This window comes from Desulfallas thermosapovorans DSM 6562 (genome assembly GCF_008124625.1).
GTDB classification, from domain to species: Bacteria; Bacillota; Desulfotomaculia; order Desulfotomaculales; family Desulfallaceae; genus Sporotomaculum; species Sporotomaculum thermosapovorans.
Map to the genome: position 1 here is coordinate 1 of NZ_VNHM01000004.1, position 15,254 is coordinate 15,254.

Consider the following 15,254-nt stretch of genomic DNA (forward strand, 5'->3'; position numbering starts at 1 on the left):
CGTTATCCCAGGCTATTGGGCAGGTTATCCACGCGTTACTCACCCGTCCGCCACTAGGTTTAACAAAAAGTAAGCTTCTCGTTAAACCCCGTTCGACTTGCATGTGTTAAGCACGCCGCCAGCGTTCGTCCTGAGCCAGGATCAAACTCTCCATAAAAGTTTTATGAAAAATTTAATCTTTGACTCGTTTAATGAATTACTCGTTTTAGCGCTTGCCTAAAAGCCTCTGCCGCCGCCGGTTGGCTTGGGCACCGGCTCTTAGCTTTTGCTTGACGAGGTTTGATGTGTTGAACTAGGTTCAACTTTCATCTCTTTGCACTGTTTAGTTTTCAAGGACCGTTTATAACAATGTCGCAACTCATGGCGACGTTATAAATTATATCGTTTAAGATTTTAAATGTCAACACTAAATTTATTTTTTTATCGCCGTTCGTGGCGACTTATTTATAATAACACCGTAGTATAAACTTATCAACTTATAAATACTGGACTTATTGCCAATTGAAAAATAATCCTCTGAAATGTTTTATTAAGAGCCCGCTCGAATAGTAAGCTTTAGTGCCATCGGGGAAAGTTAATTCTATATACTTTTCAAACAGACTCTATAAGTTAACCTCTTGTTCAATTTAAATAGCGGGGAGATTAATCTTCCCCGCTAATAACTTTAGCTACTGCCACAATATGATCACCTTCACCCAATTTCATCAATAAAACGCCCTGGGTTACCCGGCCAAATAAAGATATATCATCGGCTTTAATTCTGATCATTATGCCCTCTGCACTGATCATTAACACTTCATCTTCGGGTTTAACCACCTGCAATGATATAACATATCCATTGCGCTCAGTGCATTTTATATTTATAATTCCTTTACCGCCCCTGGACTGAGTTCTATACTCGCTGATTTTAGTTCGTTTTCCATATCCTTTGCTGGTAACAACAAGTAAATCCGAATCTTCACGAACTAAATCCATGGATACAACTTTGTCTTGATCATTTAAAGTAATTGCTTTTACACCCCTGGTAACCCTACCGGTGGAACGCACATCTTCTTCAGAAAACCTAATAGCCAAGCCATTTTTGGTACCAATAATAATTTCCTCTGTCCCGTCGGTTAATAAAGCATTTACCAGTGCATCGCCGTCGTCAAGGTTAAGGGCTATAATTCCATCTCGTTTGGTATGAATATATTCATTGAGGGGTGTTTTTTTAATAATTCCACGGCTGGTGGACATGAGCAAGTAATTGTCATTTTCGAAGTCCTTAACAGGAATAACGGTTGTTATATATTCATCCTGATCTATATAGATCAGGTTAATAATGGCAGTTCCCCGGGCCTGGCGACCGGACTCAGGAATTTCGTATCCCTTTAATCTATATACTTTGCCCTTATTGGTGAAAAATAAAAAATAATGGTGCGTTGTGGCAATAAATAAATGCCGTAAAAAATCACCCTCCTTGATACCCATAGCATGAATACCGCGACCGCCTCTGCGCTGGCTGCGATATGTATCAAGGGGCATTCTTTTTATATAGCCGTTATTGGTGATGGTGATAACCACATCCTCTTCCATAATCAGGTCATCATCATCAAACTCAGTTTCATCGTTGGAAAAAACGGTACGCCGTTCATCTCCGTACTTTTCCTTTATTACTGTTATTTCTTCTTTAATTATAGCCAGAACCTTTTTTTCGTCTGCCAATACAGAACGATAATACTCTATTTTCTTGATTAACTCCTTATATTCGGCCTCCAGTTTTTCCCTTTCCAAACCGGTTAAACGGTGTAACCGCATGTCCAATATAGCCTGGGCCTGCTTCTCCGAAAGGTCAAAACTATTCATAAGGCCAGTCCGAGCTACATCAATGTTTTTGGATCCACGAATAATTTTTATTACTTCGTCCATATTGGCCAGGGCAATGCGTAATCCCTCCACTATGTGGGCCCTGTCTTCTGCTTTACGTAAATTATATTTTGTACGGCGTATAATTATTTCCTTTTGGTGTTCAAGATAATAATGCAATACTTCCTTCAGGTTTAAAACCCTGGGTTCGCCATTAACCAAAGCCAACATGATAACGCCGAAAGTATCCTGCATCTGAGTATGCTTGTATAATTGATTCAATATCACCTTGGGGTTGGCATCCTTACGCAATTCAATAACAATGCGCATACCATCCCGGTCCGATTCATCTCTTAAATCAGTGATGCCATCGATTTTTTTATCTTTGACCAGTTCGGCGATTTTTTCAATTAAACGTGCTTTGTTTACTTGGTAAGGTAGCTCGGAAACTATGATACTTGTTTTTTTACCGCTTTCCTCTATGTCAGTTTTGGCCCTTACTTTGATGGTACCTCTACCGGTTTTATAAGCCGAGCGAATACCATCACGGCCCAAAATAATGGCACCGGTGGGAAAGTCAGGACCTTTAATATGCTTCATTAAATCATTTATATCCACATCAGGATTATCAATAAGTGTCACTACACCGTCAATTACCTCTGAGAGGTTATGGGGAGGTACATTGGTGGCCATACCCACGGCAATACCGGCCGAACCGTTGACAAGCAAATTGGGAAAACGGGAGGGAAGAATTGCAGGTTCCTTACCGCTTTCGTCGTAATTGGGTATAAAATCAACGGTTTCCTTATCAATATCAGCCAGCAGCTCGGTGGTAATTTTGGATAAACGGGCTTCGGTATAACGCATGGCCGCTGCTGAATCACCATCTACCGAGCCAAAGTTACCATGACCGTCAACCAGTGGATAACGCAAGTTAAAATCCTGGGCCATCCTTACCAGAGTATCGTATATAGCAGCATCACCGTGGGGGTGATACTTGGCCATTACTTCACCCACAATATATGCCGACTTGCGGTGCGGCTTATCCGGGGTTACACCAAGGGTATGCATGGCATAAAGTATCCGGCGATGCACAGGCTTCAAGCCGTCTCTTACATCAGGTAAGGCTCTACCAACAATTACGCTCATGGCATAATCCAGGTAAGAATGTTTCATTTCTTCGTTAATATCAATGGGAATAACTTTTCCGGTAAATGCGGGCAATATATTTCACCTCAAAATTAATATAAAAATAAATATACTATTATTATAATTACCTTATTTATCTATGGTGAACCGTAATTTAACAGATAAAACGGGAAGCACATTCCCGCTTTTTATAATAAAGTTATATATCCAGATTTCTCACCAACCGTGCGTTTTCCTGGATAAATTCCCGGCGCGGCTCAACCTTGTCCCCCATAAGCATGGAAAATATCTGGTTAGCTTCGATGGCATCCTCCAACTGTACTTGTAATATGGTTCGTGTATCATAATTCATTGTAGTTTCCCAGAGTTGTTCGGGATTCATTTCACCCAAGCCTTTATACCGCTGTAAAGATATTTTATCTCGTCCGATTTTATCAAGCAGCTCTTCCAGTTCCCTGTCGCTATAAACGTAATATTCCTTTTTATCCTTACGCACCCTGTATAGTGGAGGCTGAGCTATATAAGCGTACCCGTTTTCTATTAACTGCCGCATGTGGCGGTAGAAGAATGTAAGTAATAAAGTACGAATATGAGCCCCGTCCACGTCCGCATCGGTCATGATGATAATTTTGTGGTACCGGGCTTTTTCAATATTGAAGTCATCTCCAATACCGGTTCCCAGCGCAGTTATTAAAGAACGTATTTCCTGATTGCCTAATATTTTATCCATGCGTGATTTTTCAACGTTTAATATTTTACCACGTAAAGGCAAAATTGCTTGATATCGCCTGTCTCTGCCCTGCTTAGCCGAACCACCGGCGGAGTCACCCTCAACGATAAATAGTTCGCTTAAAGCCGGGTCACGCTCGGAACAATCGGCTAGTTTCCCCGGTAAAGTAGAACTTTCCAGGGCAGTTTTACGTCTGGTTAGCTCCCTGGCTTTCCTTGCCGCTTCCCTTACCCGGGCTGCATTAATAGATTTTTCAAGGATTTTACGGGCTGTGGCGGGGTTCTCTTCCAGGAAAGTGCTTAATTTTTCCGCCACCAGTGTTTCAACCAGGCCGCGCACTTCACTGTTACCCAGTTTGGCCTTTGTTTGTCCCTCAAATTGCGGTTCGGGAACCTTGACACTGATCACAGATGTCAATCCCTCACGAATGTCTTCCCCCTGCAAGCTCGATATACCATTTTTAAAAATGTTATACTTTTTACCATAATCATTGATTACCCGGGTTAGCGCCGCTTTAAAACCTGTTTCATGGGTACCACCGTCAATGGTATGAATATTGTTCACGTACGAAAATAAATTCTCCACAAACCCGTCTGTATATTGAAATGCCACCTCCACCATGACCTGGTCTCTGGTTTCCTCGAAATACACGGGTTTGTGTTGTACGTTTTTATTTTTATTTAAATATGACACAAAATCCTTTATACCCCCGGTGTGCTGGTAAACAAATTGCTGCTCAAACCGTTTATCGTTGAAAGTTATTTTTAAACCTTTGTTAAGAAATGATAACTCCCTCAACCGGTGGACCAGTGTTTCTTGACTAAATTCCAATTCGTCAAAAATTTCATAATCAGGCTTAAAAGTTACTTTAGTACCGGTGTTTTTAGCTGTACCTACGGTCTCCAAACTGGTGACGGGCACACCCCGGGCATAACGCTGGCGATAAATAAAACCGTCCCTGCGCACTTCCACTTCCAGCCATTCCGACAGGGCATTAACCACTGAAACGCCTACTCCATGCAAACCTCCACTCACTTTGTATCCACCGCCGCCAAACTTACCGCCGGCATGTAGTACCGTTAATGCGACCTCCACGGCAGGCCGCCCCATCTTGGGATGAATATCAACAGGTATACCCCTTCCGTTGTCATTTACTGTAATGGAATTATCATGGTGGACAGTTACCTCAATTTTATCGCAAAAACCGGCCATAGCCTCATCAATACTATTATCCACCACTTCGTAAACCAGGTGGTGCAGGCCCCTGGGTCCGGTACTGCCAATGTACATGCTTGGTCTGCGACGAACGGCTTCCAACCCTTCAAGTACTTGAATTTCCTCAGCGCCGTACTTGGCATTGTTATCCAAAAAAATATCCTCCGTTTCTGTTTATAGTAATTAAGAAGACTTGATTCGGATGGGTTTTGACCCTATCTGAACCCTGGTCGCACTTATTTCGAATTTATCGCCATTTAACTCCCGCCTTTACAGGCGGGAGTCCTGATAGCGGTTAACGGGATTAATGTTATAATGCCCTCTTTTTTAGCGTAGTGCATGAAATTGGCGATAAGTATATTTCATTACCGGTGATGACATAGGTTTTTTCTTTACCCGGTTCTGAAATATTGACAATAAAACCTTCATCTCCGGCTGTATCCAAAAATTCACTGGTTATAGCTGAAGATTTAGATCTAATATCTAAAATTGCCACAATATCCTTTTTAGGAACAATAACATCCCCGCCAAGGTGTAGAAACAATTAAATAACCTCCCTTAACTGACCGTTATTAATTAAGTATACCCTATTTGCATAATGACCAATTTTACCGGTTAGTTCAGTTGTTGTTATAAAAGACTGTACATTATTATTAACAATTAACATTAATAAATATCGCTGGCGTTGTTCATCCAGTTCCATCAATACATCATCAAGCAGCAAAATGGGAGATTCACCATATTCATAAAAATATAAATCTATTTGAGCGGTTTTTAATGCTAAAATTATAGATCTTATCTGTCCTTGGGAAGCATAGTAACGGGCATCTTTATTATTAATTAGAAAAATAATATCATCTCGATGCGGTCCGAAGATTGTTTGCCTTTTATATAATTCTTCTTGTTGTCTGTTTTTCCCTTCAGACTTAAATTCCATAATAATTTGTTCCATATCTGTTTTTTCGGTAATTTTTAGCGTGGACAGGTATTTCATGTCCAATTCTTCACGACCACCGGTAATACCGGCATACGTCTTTCGCACCAGTGGTATATATTTTTTTAATAATCCAATGCGCCTCGCCAATACCTCTGCTCCATATTGATAAAACGATTCATTCCAAATTTGAAATGAATCGTTATTCCTTGCCCTACCGCTACGTAATAAAAAGTTTCTTTGTTCCACTACCCGGCGATATTGTATTAATTTTTGCAGATAAAGCGGATCAATTGTACCGATATTGTGATCAATAAAATCACGTTTTCCGGACGGAGAACCCTTGATAATCTGCAGGTCGTCCGGCTTAAACAAGATAATACCGAAACGGCCGGGTAAAAATTTTCGTTTTTCTTCAACTCCGTTGATAAACAGTTTTTTCTTGCCGTTCTGGTTAATGTTTACAGATACATCCATCTCCATATTGTTTACTTGATAGGTTGCCTTAATGGAAGCGTCTGTACCGTGCCAGCCGACAACATCACTGTTTTTTCTTCGGAAGGAATAGCCTTTGCCGCTGAAAAAAATTGCTTCCAGTAAATTTGTTTTTCCCTGGGCGTTTGCACCGGTAATAAAATTTATACCCGCATGTGGTTGCCAGTGCAGTCTATTGTAGTTACGAAAACAGTTGATATCAATGCTCTTTAAAATCATGTATCCTCCAACTGAGAAACTACAAGAAAAGAGCCCGTGTTTTTAACTTCCACCAGGTCCCCGTTGGTTAATTTACGGGATCTACGGTTTTCAATCACTCCGTTAACCCGAACCATATCATTTATAATATAATATTTACCCTGTCCCCCGGTGGAAGCAACACGGCACCATTTTAAAAACTGGTCCAGTGCTATCTTATTCCTAACCATAATTTTCTTTACCATATAATTATACACCCTTAAGGTACGGCCGGTACAAGAATGGAAAAGTACCTTTCATCATCAACGGGAATTATTAAAGATGGACTTTCCCGGCCGCTTAATTTTATAATAACTTCTTCACTATCCATAGATTTTAATACATCTATAAAGAATCGAACATTAAACCCGACGTCCAAAGGTTCACCGGTAAATTCAGCAGCTAATTCTTCCCTTATTCGACCGGTTTCGGTATAAAAGTAAATCATTAAACCACTGGGACTAAAATTTATATTAAAAACATTTCTATTAGTATTAACCAACAGTGAAGCCCTTTCGGCGGCGTCCAGTAAACTACTTACCGGCACCCTTGCTTCGCAAATATAACTTTCCGGTATCACAATTCTATAATCTGGAAACTGGCCGGCGATAAGCCGGGACATTATGCATATATTATCAATGGTAAAAAATATTTTATTATCGGTAATATAAATATAAATATTATCATCAACTGCATCCAATATTCTATACAATTCGTTAAGAGTTTTACCGGGAACGATTATATTTATTAATTGCTCCGGTGGCGTAACCAGTTTTTCCTCACATAGCGCAAGCCTTCTTATATCGGTGGCCACCAAAGAAAGGGTGCCCTTTGGGGTAACGGTGAAGTTTATACCGGTAAATATCGGCCGGTGCTCTTCATTGGAAACGGCAAAAATAACATGTTTGAGCATATTTTTTAATTGGTTTTGATTTAGTACAAGAGTTGGATTTTCCGGCAATGAAGGGAATACGGGAAATTCATCTGCCGGGTAACCATTTAAAACAACTTCTGATTCGCCATACATAAATGTTGTTGTATTACTTGCGATATCACACTTGATATTAATATCTTCGTTCGGCAATCGGCTGAATAAACTGGTTACGTATTTGGCGGGTATGGCGGTTGACCCGTTAACAATGGTATTAACGGGTATGGTACAGCGGATGCCGAACTCCAGATCAGTGGAAGACAAAAATAGTAAATCATCCTTGCTTTCGAAATGTAAGCAGGAGAGTAAGGGCATGGGACTGCGTTGTGAAACTGCCCTTTGTGTAATTTGTATGATGGTGTTTAACTTGTCTCTGGGCGCTGTAAGATGCATATAAACCACCTTAATATAATAAAATATAAAGTTAGTAACAGTTATAGTAGTAGTTGTGAATTAGTGGATAAGTAATAACAAATCAATGGCGGTAACGATTAAACCGGTTAATAAGATTGTTAGTAAAAAAGGTTTTAATTATGTTTTATGTTGTCAATTAATTTCTGTATTGTCTGGGCGAGGGTTGCACCACTGGCTATCTCATTGGAAATCTTGTCATGCGCGTGTAACACTGTTGAATGATCTTTGCCGCCGAAATGATTGCCGATTTGTGGTAAGGATTCCGTGGTTAATTCACGGCATAAGTACATGGCGATCTGCCGGGGGTAAGCAATAGCCCTGGTTCTTTTTTTTGATTTCATGTCTTCAAGCTTAATATTGAAATACGCGGCTACTTTTTGTTGAATTAAATTGACGGTGATTTCCACCGGTTTTTTATCAGGAAGCATGTCTTTTAATATTTCGGCAGCCTTATCTTTATCAATTACTTCATCATTTAAAGAACTGAATGCAGTTACCCTGATTAGGGCGCCTTCCAGCTCTCTGATGTTGGATTGAATGTGGTCAGCTATGAATGCGATCACTTCATCAGAGACAGTGAGATTCTCCATCTGGGCTTTCTTTTGTAATATTGCTATTCTTGTTTCATAATCCGGAGGTTGAATGTCTGTAATCAGACCCCATTCAAAACGAGAACGAAGCCTGTCCTCAAGGGTGGGTATTTCCTTGGGAGGACGGTCACTGGATATAATAATTTGTTTATTAGCTTCGTAAAGGGTATTGAAGGTATGAAAAAACTCTTCCTGTGTTGCTTCCTTACCGGCCAGGAATTGTATATCGTCAATTAGTAGAATATCGATGCTGCGGTATTTGTTCTTAAATTCCACTGTTTTTTCTTCACGTATGGCTCTAATTAAATCATTTGTAAATTTTTCCGAAGTGACGTAGGCAACAATATAATCATTGCTGTTATTTTGTCTGGCATAATGTCCTATGGCGTGCATTAAATGCGTTTTACCCAAACCGACACCACCATAAATAAAAAGGGGGTTATAACCTTTGGCTGGTGATTCAGCCACTGCCAGGCAAGCAGCATGAGCAAATCTGTTATTAGCACCTACCACGTAATTTTCAAAGGTATACCTGGGGTTAAGAACGGAATATTTTAAGTCCTTTAAATCGTCCATGATTAAGCTGCTTTGTTCGTTAATTTGATTAATTTCATCTTCCAGAATAAATTGGACTGCAGTTTTAGTACCGGTTATATCTGAAATAACCTCTGTAAATAAAGGTGCATAATTATTATTGAGCCAATCCTTGGAAAATTGATCCGATACATTAATGTAATAAAAATTATTTTTCATGGCGACAGGTTGCATGGTATTTATCCATGTTGAATAAGATTGGGGGTTTAACCTGTTTTTTAACTGGCCAATAGCCTTTTTCCAAATAGAATTCACATTACTGGTGATCAACGTCTGGTCCCCCTAAGGATAACATAATTTTTAATAATAACAATTTACACACAGACTTATCCACATGTTGTGGATAAGTCTGTGTGCTAGTAGGCTAAGTAAAATGATATCAAAACTTAATCATCTATTCAATAAACAAATTCCAATATTCAATGGGCTTCAATTAATGCTAGGAGATATAGACTTCCACCCGGTTAATTAAAAATATAAAGAACAAAAAAAACATGCACACCTTTTCACAATTATTATTAACAGGCTGTGTATTATAGTATAAACTATTACCAGTTATAGTGCAAAACCGTTGCTTGACTGAAAATAAGCGTATACTATATAATGAAAGTGTACGCCTATTATTTTCCATATTTTTGCTAATCCAACAAGCGGTAAAGGGGATGCTTACTTAAATGAAAAGAACATTTCAACCCAAGAACAGGCAAAGGAAAAGGGTACATGGATTTCTAAAAAGAATGTCAACTAAAGCAGGGCGGAACGTTATCAAGAGAAGAAGGCTCAAAGGAAGAAAAAGACTCAGTGCGTAAGGCCGCTTGATAAAGTGGCCTTTTGCTAATGTATGAAGGGAAATAAATGCAGAAAAAATATTTGATTAAAAAGAACAGCGAATATCGAAAAATATACAAACACGGTATATCATTAGCAAACTGGTATACAGTTATTTTTGCTTGTAAAAACGACCGGAACACAAAAAGATTTGGTTTTTCTGTGAGTAAGAAAATAGGTAAGGCTGTTAAACGTAACTTGGTACGCAGAAGATTAAAAGAAATATGCAGGTTAAACAATCAATGGTTTTTAGACGGATATGATTATATTATAATTGCCCGTAAAGGGATAGAAGGTATAAGTTTCAGCTCTCTACAGAGTGGGATGGAAAAATTGGCGTACAGAATAAGTAAACTTATGGTAGGGAAACTTAAAGCATGAGGATAATAGTAATTGGTTTTATTCGTTTTTACCAGAAATATATCTCACCCCTTAAAGGACCAACTTGCAGGTTTTACCCTACGTGTTCGGAATATGCTGTACAGGCTTTTTTAATGTATGGTATATGGAAAGGAACTATAAAAGTAATAATTCGGGTATTAAAGTGCCATCCTTTTCATCCGGGGGGATATGACCCGGTTAAATGATCTGTAGGTTATAGGAGGCGATGGTTTGGGGGAATTGTTTCAGGCTCTGGTTGATGCTATAACTTCATTGACCCATTGGCTATACGGATTGACGGAAAGTGCCGGGGTACCAAGTTATGGCCTGGCCATAATTTTATTGACTGTACTAATAAAGTTGGTATTGTTTCCATTGAACCAAAAACAAATGGTATCAATGAAACGTATGCAGGAGATACAACCCAAGATTAAAGAACTACAAGAAAAATATAAGAATAAAGACCCGCAAAAGATGCAGCAAAAAATGATGGAATTATATAGAGAGCATAATGTAAATCCAATGGCCGGTTGTTTGCCTATTCTGGTACAAATGCCCATATTGATAGCTCTATATCGTTCTTTACTACACATAGATTTTAAAAATATTGAGCATGCGGGGTTTTTTTGGATAAATTCTTTGTCGGATAAGGATCCCCTTTTCATTTTACCTGTATTGGCGGGCGTCACCACATATATGCAATCAAAGTTGACCGTATCAACTGTTGACCAAACTCAGCGTATGATGCTATACATGATGCCTGTATTTCTTGCCTGGATTAGTACTACTGTGCCGTCCGGATTGGTCTTGTATTGGGTGGTCTTTAATATACTGGGATTTGCCCAACAGTTCTTTGTTAACAGGCAAGTTGAGCAAGCAAAGGAGGGAGCTCCTTCGAAGTGAGTTTTATTGAAAAAAGCGGTAGAACTGTAGATGAGGCTGTGGAGAGCGCTTTGGCTGAATTAAATGTGCAGAAAGATGAAGTTGAAATAGAAGTTATTGAAGAGCCCAGTAAAGGATTATTTGGATTTATCGGTGTTAAACCGGCACGGGTGAAGGTTAAAATAAAAGAGACCGCAGCGAGACAAGCCAGGGAATTGCTTGGTAAAATAATGAGTTTAATGAATCTCGATGTGGATATAGATATTATTGAAAAAGATGAAAAGATACTGGTAAATATTAACGGCCCCGATTTGGGTATATTAATAGGACGGCGTGGGGAAACTTTAGATGCATTACAGTATTTGGTAAATTTATCCGCAAATAAAAATATGGAAAAAAGAAAGAGAATATTTATTGATATTGAGGGATACCGCAAACGGCGGGAGGATACACTAAAAAAATTAGCTTATAAACTTGCGGATAAAGCACGTCAAAGGGGACGTAATGTAATTTTGGAACCTATGAATTCCATGGAACGAAGAATTATTCACACCGCACTGCAGGGTAGGGATGACATATACACATTTAGCGAGGGAGAGGAACCCTATCGTAAAATTATAATTGCACCGAAAAAATAATGAGGGCAAAAAACCCAGCACGGAAAAACCGGGCTGGGTTTTTTCAAACGGAGGTTACCATAGAAATGATCGGAGATACCATTGCAGCTATATCAACACCACCTGGTGAGGGCGCCATCGGTATAGTCAGGTTAAGTGGACCGGAAGCTATAGTTATAACTGAAAAAATTTTTCGTGCCGCCAAAAATAAAGACTGGTCCAGGCAAAATTTCAAGCTTGTTTATGGTTATATATATAGCCCTGAAACTAAAAATGTTATAGATGAAGTTTTAGTTGGCATAATGCGTGCACCATATTCCTATACCAAAGAGGACGTGGTGGAGATTAACTGCCACGGCGGGGCATTGCCGTTACGTAAAATATTGGAATTGGTATTGAATTTGGGTGCACGATTGGCGGAACCCGGCGAATTTACCAAGCGGGCATTTCTAAATGGCAGGTTGGACCTGATTCAGGCTGAGTCGATTATCGATATTATAAGAGCCAGTACAGATGATGCAATGCGCCTGGCCGTAGGTCAATTATCCGGGGGACTATCCGATAAAATAACTGCAATTCAGCAACAGTTACTGCAGATAACCGCCCTTATTGAAGCAAATATTGATTTTCCTGAAGAAGACGTTGATGAGTATAATTTAACAGATATAAAACTGCAGGTTGAGCAAATAATGCAAGAAATAAAAAAGCTTTTAGAAAACGCAGAGACAGGCAAGATATACCGGGAAGGTTTACGAACCGTTATTATTGGTAAACCAAATGTGGGTAAATCTTCACTGCTAAACGTTTTATTAAAGGAAAACAGGGCCATTGTTACTGATATACCCGGGACTACCCGGGATTTGATTGAAGAAGTAATCAATATCGGCGGTATACCGCTGAAAATTATTGATACGGCAGGGATTCGGGAGACAGAAGATGTTATTGAAAAAATAGGAGTACAAAAAACCAGGGAGAGTATAAAGGCAGCTGATTTCATTATTATGGTCTTTGATGCCTTGGATGGGATAAATGAAATAGATAATGAAATAATTAAATTGGTCCAACCCAAAAAGGGAGTTAAAGTATTAAACAAAATTGATTTGCAAGAGCAAGAAAACCCAAGCCTTAAAGAGCAGCTTAAAATTATATTACCGGATTGGCCGTTGGTGGATATCTCCGCACTTGAAGAAAGGAATATTGAAAAATTGGAGCAAGAGATAGTAAACATGGTTACCCGGGGGCAGGTTATACCCGGGGATGGTATAATGGTTAGCAATGTTAGACATAAAAATCAATTGGTTAAAGCTTTGCAACACTTGACAGATGTGCGGGATGCCATTGAACAGGGTATGTCCCTTGATTTGATAGCCGTTGATATTCGAGGTGCCTGGGAGGCAGTTAGCGAGATAAACGGTACTGCGGTGACCGAGCATATTGTAGATAAAATATTTGCCGATTTTTGTATTGGAAAGTGAGGAAAGTCCATGGAATATTTGGCCGGTAATTATGATGTGGTGGTTATAGGAGCCGGGCATGCAGGCTGTGAAGCCGGGCTGGCGGCGGCCCGCATGGGTATGAAAACACTGGTACTTACCATTAGTATGGATAATATTGCTATGATGCCGTGTAATCCGGCCATGGGCGGTCCGGCCAAGGGACAGTTAATCAGGGAAGTGGATGCTTTGGGCGGAGAAATAGGCATCAACACCGACCGTTCTGCTATTCAGATGCGCATGCTTAATACCGCAAAGGGCCCGGCGGTTCAGGCATTGCGAGCCCAGGCCGATAAAATAAATTATCATATCAATATGAAGCAAGTACTTGAGAACCAGGAAAATTTGGATGTAAAGCAAGTCATGGTGGAGAAAATACTGGTTCAAGCGGGACGAATTGCTGGAGTAGTTGGACATACAGGTGCCGTATTTCAAGCCAGGGCGGTGGTTATTGCCACCGGTACTTTTTTAAAGGGGCGCATTATTATTGGTGACGTGGCTTATTCCGGCGGACCGAATGGTAATTTTCCGTCCATTAAGCTGTCCGATTGTTTAAAGGATTTGGGATTTACCCTGGGGCGTTTTAAGACCGGCACACCGGCCAGGGTTGACAAGCGCAGTATTGATTTTTCAAAAATGAATATACAACCGGGGGATGATAGGGTTTATAATTTTTCATTCATTTCTGATATTAAGGAAAGGGAACAAATTCCCTGCTGGCTTACCTACAGTAATGAGCGTACCCATAATATTATTAAGGAAAATTTACATCGATCGCCACTATTTACCGGCGTTATTGAAGGTGTAGGACCACGATACTGCCCGTCCATTGAAACAAAAGTAGTCAGATTTTCAGATAAACCTGCCCACCAGGTTTTTGTCGAACCGGAAGGAAGAAAAACAAATGAAATGTATGTTCAGGGCATGTCCACCAGTTTGCCGGAAGATGTGCAATTGGCCATGTTAAGAACCATACCGGGTATGGAAAGGGTGGAGATCATTCGTACCGGTTATGCGATAGAGTATGATTACATTGTCCCCAGCCAGCTTAAGTTGACATTGGAAACCAAAGAAATAAAGGGGCTTTTTACTGCCGGTCAAATTAACGGAACATCGGGTTACGAGGAAGCCGCAGCTCAGGGTATCATAGCGGGCATTAACGCTGCCAGGTATATTAAGGAGGAAGAACCATTCATTATATCCAGAGCTGAAGGATATATAGGTGTATTGATTGACGATCTGGTAACCAAGGGAGTGACGGAACCATATCGTTTATTAACATCCCGGGCTGAATATCGTTTAATGTTAAGACAGGATAACGCTGATCTGCGGCTCACAGAAAGGGGATACCAAATTGGTCTGGTAACTCCTGCCCGTTACCGGCGCTTTATGGCAAAACGTAAAGCAGTGGAAGAGGAAAAAGAAAGGTTGCAGCGTACTTTGGTTATGGCGGGCCCGGAAATTAAAGCCATACTTGAAGAAAAAAACTCATCTATGTTTCAGGGCAGTATTACCTTGGCCGCGTTATTAAAGAGACCGGAAATAAATTACCATGACTTAGAAAGAATACCAGTGGAGCACCCACAATTGGATGAGGATGTTAAAGAGGAAGTTGAAATTCAAATTAAATATGAGGGCTATATAAAAAAGCAGGAATCTCAGGTGAAAAAATTCGAAAAGATAGAGCATATGAAGATACCGGATGAAATTGACTACTCCAAAGTTAAGGGTTTGGCTGTAGAGGCGGTGGAAAAATTGGAGAAGATAAGACCGGTATCCATTGGCCAGGCTTCCCGTATTTCCGGTGTGAACCCGTCGGATATATCTGTGTTATTGATTTATTTGGAACAGCAAAGGCGGGCAGAAGGTTAAACAAGCTTACTGGTAAGAGGCTGTTTGAAAAGTCCGTGTTAAACACC

14 protein-coding genes and 1 rRNA gene are annotated in these 15,254 nt (G+C 40.0%); 7 read left to right on the forward strand and 8 right to left on the reverse strand.

All coding sequences use genetic code 11. The features are described 5' to 3' along the window. From LX24_RS04345 to dnaA, 8 genes are all read right to left on the reverse strand, one after another. A 16S ribosomal RNA gene (locus LX24_RS04345) occupies positions 1 to 157 on the reverse strand; the annotation flags it as partial. Positions 158 to 642: 485 nt separating this feature from the next. Then, positions 643 to 3,069, reverse strand: coding sequence for a DNA gyrase subunit A (gene gyrA, locus LX24_RS04350; RefSeq protein WP_166510928.1), 2,427 nt, complete (start codon positions 3,067 to 3,069; stop codon positions 643 to 645). A gap of 124 nt (positions 3,070 to 3,193) precedes the next feature. Beyond that, entirely contained in the window at positions 3,194 to 5,092 is a 1,899-nt protein-coding gene (gyrB, locus tag LX24_RS04355) for a DNA topoisomerase (ATP-hydrolyzing) subunit B (RefSeq protein ID WP_207706530.1), read from the reverse strand. 157 nt (positions 5,093 to 5,249) lie between these two features. Next, positions 5,250 to 5,483 (reverse strand): extracellular matrix regulator RemB, encoded by a 234-nt coding sequence (gene remB, locus LX24_RS04360; protein ID WP_166510929.1) that lies wholly within the window; start codon positions 5,481 to 5,483, stop codon positions 5,250 to 5,252. Next, positions 5,484 to 6,587, reverse strand: coding sequence for a DNA replication/repair protein RecF (gene recF / locus LX24_RS04365; protein WP_166510930.1), 1,104 nt, complete (start codon positions 6,585 to 6,587; stop codon positions 5,484 to 5,486). Next, entirely contained in the window at positions 6,584 to 6,811 is a 228-nt protein-coding gene (locus LX24_RS04370; protein ID WP_166510931.1) for an RNA-binding S4 domain-containing protein, read from the reverse strand. The genes recF and LX24_RS04370 overlap by 4 nt, the downstream gene beginning before the upstream one ends. A 14-nt stretch (positions 6,812 to 6,825) precedes the next feature. Beyond that, the gene (gene dnaN / locus LX24_RS04375) at positions 6,826 to 7,929 is read right to left on the reverse strand and encodes a DNA polymerase III subunit beta (protein ID WP_166510932.1); all 1,104 of its coding nucleotides are present in this window, start codon (positions 7,927 to 7,929) and stop codon (positions 6,826 to 6,828) included. A 134-nt stretch (positions 7,930 to 8,063) separates the two neighbouring features. After that, positions 8,064 to 9,401 (reverse strand): chromosomal replication initiator protein DnaA, encoded by a 1,338-nt coding sequence (gene dnaA / locus LX24_RS04380; RefSeq protein WP_166511113.1) that lies wholly within the window; start codon positions 9,399 to 9,401, stop codon positions 8,064 to 8,066. Positions 9,402 to 9,808: 407 nt separating this feature from the next. Here dnaA and rpmH point away from each other — a divergent pair, with 407 nt between their 5' ends. The 7 genes from rpmH to mnmG all read left to right on the forward strand — a co-directional run bounded on the left by rpmH (position 9,809) and on the right by mnmG (position 15,207). Further along, positions 9,809 to 9,943, forward strand: a complete 135-nt coding sequence (gene rpmH / locus LX24_RS04385; RefSeq protein ID WP_166510933.1) for a 50S ribosomal protein L34 — start codon at positions 9,809 to 9,811, stop codon at positions 9,941 to 9,943. A 46-nt stretch (positions 9,944 to 9,989) separates the two neighbouring features. Then, a complete protein-coding gene (rnpA, locus tag LX24_RS04390) occupies positions 9,990 to 10,343 on the forward strand; it encodes a ribonuclease P protein component (RefSeq protein WP_166510934.1) in 354 nt (117 codons plus the stop codon). Beyond that, the gene (yidD, locus tag LX24_RS04395; RefSeq protein WP_166510935.1) at positions 10,340 to 10,549 is read left to right on the forward strand and encodes a membrane protein insertion efficiency factor YidD; all 210 of its coding nucleotides are present in this window, start codon (positions 10,340 to 10,342) and stop codon (positions 10,547 to 10,549) included. Before rnpA ends, yidD begins: the two co-directional genes overlap by 4 nt. Before the next feature lie 34 nt (positions 10,550 to 10,583). Beyond that, entirely contained in the window at positions 10,584 to 11,246 is a 663-nt protein-coding gene (locus LX24_RS04400; RefSeq protein ID WP_423244321.1) for a YidC/Oxa1 family membrane protein insertase, read from the forward strand. Beyond that, positions 11,243 to 11,863 carry an RNA-binding cell elongation regulator Jag/EloR gene (gene jag, locus LX24_RS04405; RefSeq protein WP_166510937.1) on the forward strand — a complete coding sequence of 207 codons (621 nt, stop codon included), beginning with the start codon at positions 11,243 to 11,245 and terminating at the stop codon, positions 11,861 to 11,863. Before LX24_RS04400 ends, jag begins: the two co-directional genes overlap by 4 nt. A gap of 65 nt (positions 11,864 to 11,928) precedes the next feature. Continuing rightward, positions 11,929 to 13,317 (forward strand): tRNA uridine-5-carboxymethylaminomethyl(34) synthesis GTPase MnmE, encoded by a 1,389-nt coding sequence (mnmE, locus tag LX24_RS04410; RefSeq protein WP_166510938.1) that lies wholly within the window; start codon positions 11,929 to 11,931, stop codon positions 13,315 to 13,317. Positions 13,318 to 13,326: 9 nt separating this feature from the next. Next, positions 13,327 to 15,207 carry a tRNA uridine-5-carboxymethylaminomethyl(34) synthesis enzyme MnmG gene (gene mnmG / locus LX24_RS04415; protein ID WP_166510939.1) on the forward strand — a complete coding sequence of 627 codons (1,881 nt, stop codon included), beginning with the start codon at positions 13,327 to 13,329 and terminating at the stop codon, positions 15,205 to 15,207. The last annotated feature ends 47 nt before the right edge of the window (positions 15,208 to 15,254 follow it).

Coding starts and splice junctions, on each gene's coding strand:
- LX24_RS04370 (WP_166510931.1), bottom strand. CDS start 6,811: ATGGTAAAGAAAATTATGGTTAGGAATAAGATAGCACTGGACCAGTTT.
- dnaN (WP_166510932.1), bottom strand. CDS start 7,929: ATGCATCTTACAGCGCCCAGAGACAAGTTAAACACCATCATACAAATT.
- mnmG (WP_166510939.1), top strand. CDS start 13,327: ATGGAATATTTGGCCGGTAATTATGATGTGGTGGTTATAGGAGCCGGG.
- rpmH (WP_166510933.1), top strand. CDS start 9,809: ATGAAAAGAACATTTCAACCCAAGAACAGGCAAAGGAAAAGGGTACAT.
- yidD (WP_166510935.1), top strand. CDS start 10,340: ATGAGGATAATAGTAATTGGTTTTATTCGTTTTTACCAGAAATATATC.
- rnpA (WP_166510934.1), top strand. CDS start 9,990: ATGCAGAAAAAATATTTGATTAAAAAGAACAGCGAATATCGAAAAATA.
- recF (WP_166510930.1), bottom strand. CDS start 6,587: ATGATTTTAAAGAGCATTGATATCAACTGTTTTCGTAACTACAATAGA.
- mnmE (WP_166510938.1), top strand. CDS start 11,929: ATGATCGGAGATACCATTGCAGCTATATCAACACCACCTGGTGAGGGC.